Genomic DNA, 4967 nt, shown 5'->3' with positions numbered 1-4967 from the left:
GTAAAGAGCAATTCTCTGTACTTGGGCAGAGGCCACCGTTCATTGTCAACAAGAAGTTCCAGCTTATCAACGTAATAACGGATTTCATCGAAGTATGGAAACACTTTCTTTGAATAGTGGTCCGCCCGTTTGCGTATATCCTCAATTTTATTGGCCACTTTGCGCTCTTCAATCATATCGCGCACCTTGGTCTTGATAATGGTAATGTAGCTCGAAATTTCCTTGATCACTTCCAGCCTGACGCTGGCCAGTTCACGGAATTCCTTTTCTGAATAAATTTCCTTAAGGCCCTGCACATTCTGGATCAGGGAAGTCATATAGTCAATGCCCACAGGAATAACGTGGTTGTTGACCAGGTCGCCCAGCACCCGTGCTTCAATCTGTACCTGTTTGACATAGGTTTCAAGGCGCACTTCAGTACGGGCCTCCAGTTCCTTTTTGTTGAAAATGCCATTGCGCAGGAACAGGTCTTCCGACTTTGGCGTAAGGTACGCATCGAACATTTCCGGTACATCGCTCACATTCTTCAACCCCCGACGGGCGGCTTCCTGCTTCCATTCCTCACTGTAGTTGTTCCCTTCAAACCGGATGTTTTTCGATTCAATAATGTACTTCCGGAGCACGTGGAAAATGGCCTCATCTTTCTTCATCCCTTTGGATTTCAGAGCATCCACGTCCTTTTTGAACTGGATCAGCTGGTCAGCCACGGCCGTGTTGAGCACAATCATACCGGCAGCACAGTTGGCCGATGAGCCAACGGCCCTGAATTCAAACCGGTTACCGGTAAAAGCAAAGGGCGAGGTACGGTTGCGGTCGGTATTGTCGAGCAGAATCTGTGGTATCTTGCCGATATTGAGCTTCAGTTCGGTCTTTTCATCCGCCGTCATTTTCCTGTCCTTGACCGAAGTTTCAATCTGATCGAGCATTTTTGACACTTCTGACCCGAGAAAAACGGAAATGATGCTGGGCGGAGCTTCATTGGCTCCCAGCCGGTGTGCATTGCCCGCCGAAGCTATGGAAGCCCGCAGCAGGTCGGCATGTTCGTAAACAGCCTTCACCGTATTCACAATAAAGGTGAGGAACATCAGGTTGGTCCTGGGGGTTTTCCCCGGAGAATAAAGATTGATGCCTGTATCGGTAATCAGCGACCAGTTGTTGTGCTTGCCCGAACCATTCACACCTTTGAACGGCTTTTCGTGGAAGAGAACCTTGAAATTGTGATGGCGGGCAATTTTCTTCATCAGATCCATCATCAGCAGGTTGTGGTCAACGGCCAGATTGCATTCCTCATAGATGGGAGCAATTTCAAACTGGTTGGGAGCCACCTCGTTATGGCGGGTTTTAATGGGAATGCCCAATTTATACGCTTCAATTTCAATATCCTGCATGAAGCACTTTACCCGTTCGGGAATGGAACTGAAATACTGGTCTTCCAGCTGCTGGTTCTTGGCCGAAGCATGACCGAGAAGGGTACGTTCGGTAAGCACCAGGTCAGGACGTGCCATGGCCAGCGCCTCATCCACAAGAAAATACTCCTGTTCCCAACCCAGGTAGGCATTCACGTGGTTTACACTACGGTCAAAGTAGTGACATACCTCGGTAGCGGCCTTATCAACCAGGGCAAGGGTCTTTAACAAAGGAGTCTTGTAATCAAGGGCTTCTCCTGTGTATGATACAAATATGGTAGGAATGCTCAGGGTGTTGTCAACAATAAAAGCCGGCGAAGAAGGGTCCCACGCGGTATAGCCACGGGCTTCGAAGGTGTTGCGAATTCCGCCGCTGGGAAAGCTCGAGGCATCGGGTTCCTGCTGGACAAGCAATTTGCCCGAGAATTCTTCAATAACCCCGCCCTGGCCATCATGCTGAATAAAGGCGTCATGTTTTTCGGCGGTTCCTTCTGTGAGGGGGTGAAACCAGTGGGTGTAGTGTGTTGCACCCATTTCCATGGCCCAGGCCTTCATACCGGCGGCAACCTGATCAGCCATCCTGCGGTCAATGCGTGTTCCTTTCTGAATGGCCATCATCACAGCCTCAAATGCCTCCTTGGAAAGGTATTTCTGCATTTTGCTGCGATCAAACACATTGATCCCGTAATAGGATGAGATTTTTTCCTTTGGAATTTCAATTTTCACAGGTTTGCGCCTCAGGACTTCCTCCAGGGCCAGAAAACGAAGTGTAGCCATAATGAATTAGTTTTAAATTTACATGGCAAATGTATATTCTTTTTCAATACGACCCCCTATTTTTTGTATTTTTTTTCATAATCTTTTTACTTTTTGTTAACCCTACCCCATTTTTTTCATAATTATTCAATTTTTTTATCGATTTGATTGAATTTCGATTCTTACAGAGGACCGAAAGAGGGTGGGGTTGATGGATAAAAAAATATCAGCCGGTTGGCGCAGTGTCAACCGGCTGATATTTTTTTTATTTCTACTCATCCTTTGCTGCTTCCTCCAGCTCACGGTAAAAATTCTCCCCGAAGCGCCTGATGAGGGCTTCTTTCAGAAAGGCATACACCCGCACCTGCAGTTTCTCCCCCAACAGCCGGGCCGGAGCACAAAAATCAGCCCGATGGTAGTTGGCCGCTATAAAGGAATGGTATTTCGTAAGACGTACCGGGTACAAATGACAGGATACCGGCTTACGGAAACTGGTTTTCCCCGCTTTCCATGCCAGCTCAATACCGCACCGGGCAATTTCCCCGTCAAATACCACATAGGCGCATTCCTTGTTGTCAACCAGCGGAGTCACGCAGTCGCCGTCAGAATCAATCACCGACGTACCCAGTTTTTCAATGGTTTCTATACCTTCCGGCCTCAGAAACTCCTTAAAACGCGGGTACTCAGCTTTCAGAATCCCTGCTTCCCCGGCATCCAGCGGCGCCCCTGAATCACCGATAATACAGCACGCCCCATGGCACTTTCCCACATCGCATACAAACATCCGTTCCAGAACATCCGAACTGATGATGACATCGCCGATCTGAACCATACTTTACCGATTAGAACCGGTGCAATTTACGGTTAATTTCGTAATTTCGGGCTTTTATCGGCATGAAACGCCTGAGGAAAATAACCCTGCTGTTTGGCCTTACAGCCTGTTCCCTGGTAAACGCCACGGCGCAGGTGCGGCTTCTGCCTTCCCATCCCCTGCTTTCAGAAATTGAACCTGCCGTACGGCTGATATACAACTACCGGTTCGACACAGCCCTTGTCCTGATTTCTCACATTGAACAGCAAGTACCTGACCACCCTGTGGTGCCTCTGCTAAAGGCTTTGTGGCAGTACCACAACAATTTCCCGCTTATTACCGGCACAGATGAAACCGATCAATATATCGCCCTCTGCTCGGAAGCTGTCAACCGCTGCCAGGTTTACCTTGACCGCAATCCGGACGATCTGGAGGGAGTTTCCTTTGATATGCTGGCCCGCGCCATGATCAACCTGGTGTATGTCGATAACGGAGAAACAATGAAGGTTGCCCTGGGCGCATCAGCCCTCTACCGTCAGGTGGCCAAAGGATTTCACCTGATGGACCAGTTCAGCGAATTTTACTTTACAACCGGTTTATACAATTACTACCGCGAAGCCTATCCGGAAGCCCATCCCGTTTATAAGCCCGTTGCATCTCTTTTTCCGAAAGGAAGTAAGAAAACAGGACTGGAACAGCTGAAATATGCCGCCTCGCATTGCATTTTTCTAAGGGCCGAAGCTCTGTTCTATCTTTCCCTGATCTACCTCAATTACGAAGATCAGCCGCAGCTGGCCGCCATGCTGACTTCCCGCCTCCGGGCACTGTACCCCGATAATACCTATTACCTTGGCGTACACATTGAGTCGCTTTTTATCAATGGCCATTTTGAGGAAGCCGATTCCCTCATTGCGAAATTGTCTCAGGCAGGCAGGAAAAACAACTTTCACCGCATGAAATATCTGATTTTCAGGGGAATTTACGAAGACCGCGTCCTGCACAGGCCTGAAAGCGCCAAAAAATACCTTGAAGCCGGAATCCGGTTAACAGGACAATTCAATCGGTACGACGAATCGGTACGTACCATGGCCTATTTTGCCCTGAGCCGGGTGTACCGGCAAACCGGAGAACAGTCCATGGCCCAGAAATATTACCGGCTGGGGAAACAATATGCGGTGTATAAGTACCAGTTAAGAATGTCAGAATAGGGATTAGTCAAAGGGCTTCGCCCCTTTAACCCCACTTCCTTTCTTTCCTTGATATGCCCGATTCATGCATTGGTCATGCATGAATCGCCTTTCATGCCGCTTCCACTTCGTTTCAGCGGGGTTTGCCCGGATGCCAGCGCGCTTTGGATTTACGTTCAGGAAAGAAATTCCTTTTCAGAAACGGGATTAAGCTCTTGCTCTGGCCCTTAGCAAGCCTGTGGGGGGACGTCCACGATTGGTGCGGGCTGAGGCCGGGTTGGTTATGGACGATAGTTGGGGTACCTTCCGAAGAGGCCTCAGCCTTCAATCGTGGAGACTTTTTTTGGTTACTTTTTTGTGTAGCTGACAAAAAAGTAACTCAGGGTTCGGGGTGAAACCCCGTATAAACTCCCAACAGGCTGTTCTATCATTGCAAATGCAATGAACTCCGCAAAATCTATCCGTATTTAATTTGAATATGTATATTTGCACCTTGTGTTATTTAACATTTTTTTACCAAAATTAACCTTATCGTAACAATTTATGGGAATTTTACAGGATCGTACCAGATTATATGACATGCCTCAGAAGGCCCAGGCGGCAGGTATCTACCCCTACTTCCGCCCGATTGAATCAGAACAGGATACCGAAGTCATTATCGAAGGGAAAAAGGTTCTTATGTTCGGATCCAACAGCTACCTGGGTCTTACCAATCACCCCAAAATCAAGGAAGCCGCCAAAAAGGCCATTGACAAATACGGTACCGGTTGTGCCGGATCGCGCTTTCTAAACGGAACCCTCGATATC

Annotated in this window: 4 protein-coding genes; 2 read left to right on the top strand and 2 right to left on the bottom strand. The window is 48.3% G+C overall.

Annotation, left to right across the window (positions count from 1 at the left end; all coding sequences use genetic code 11):
- Positions 1 to 2183, bottom strand: a 2183-nt coding sequence (locus tag GX419_08670) for a glutamine synthetase type III (protein ID NLI24763.1), incomplete at its 3' end; no start/stop codon positions are given.
- 250 nt (positions 2184 to 2433) lie between these two features.
- Positions 2434 to 2994 carry a DUF3109 family protein gene (locus tag GX419_08665; protein NLI24762.1) on the bottom strand — a complete coding sequence of 187 codons (561 nt, stop codon included), beginning with the start codon at positions 2992 to 2994 and terminating at the stop codon, positions 2434 to 2436.
- A 62-nt stretch (positions 2995 to 3056) separates the two neighbouring features.
- Here GX419_08665 and GX419_08660 point away from each other — a divergent pair, with 62 nt between their 5' ends.
- On the top strand, positions 3057 to 4181 hold the full coding sequence (locus GX419_08660; protein ID NLI24761.1) for a hypothetical protein: 1125 nt from the start codon (positions 3057 to 3059) through the stop codon (positions 4179 to 4181).
- 522 nt (positions 4182 to 4703) lie between these two features.
- On the top strand, positions 4704 to 4967 hold a 264-nt coding region (locus tag GX419_08655; GenBank protein NLI24760.1), incomplete at its 3' end, for an 8-amino-7-oxononanoate synthase.

This window comes from Bacteroidales bacterium, assembly GCA_012517825.1.
GTDB lineage: Bacteria > Bacteroidota > Bacteroidia > Bacteroidales > JAAYUG01 > JAAYUG01.
This window is presented reverse-complemented; position numbering and strand designations above follow the sequence as displayed.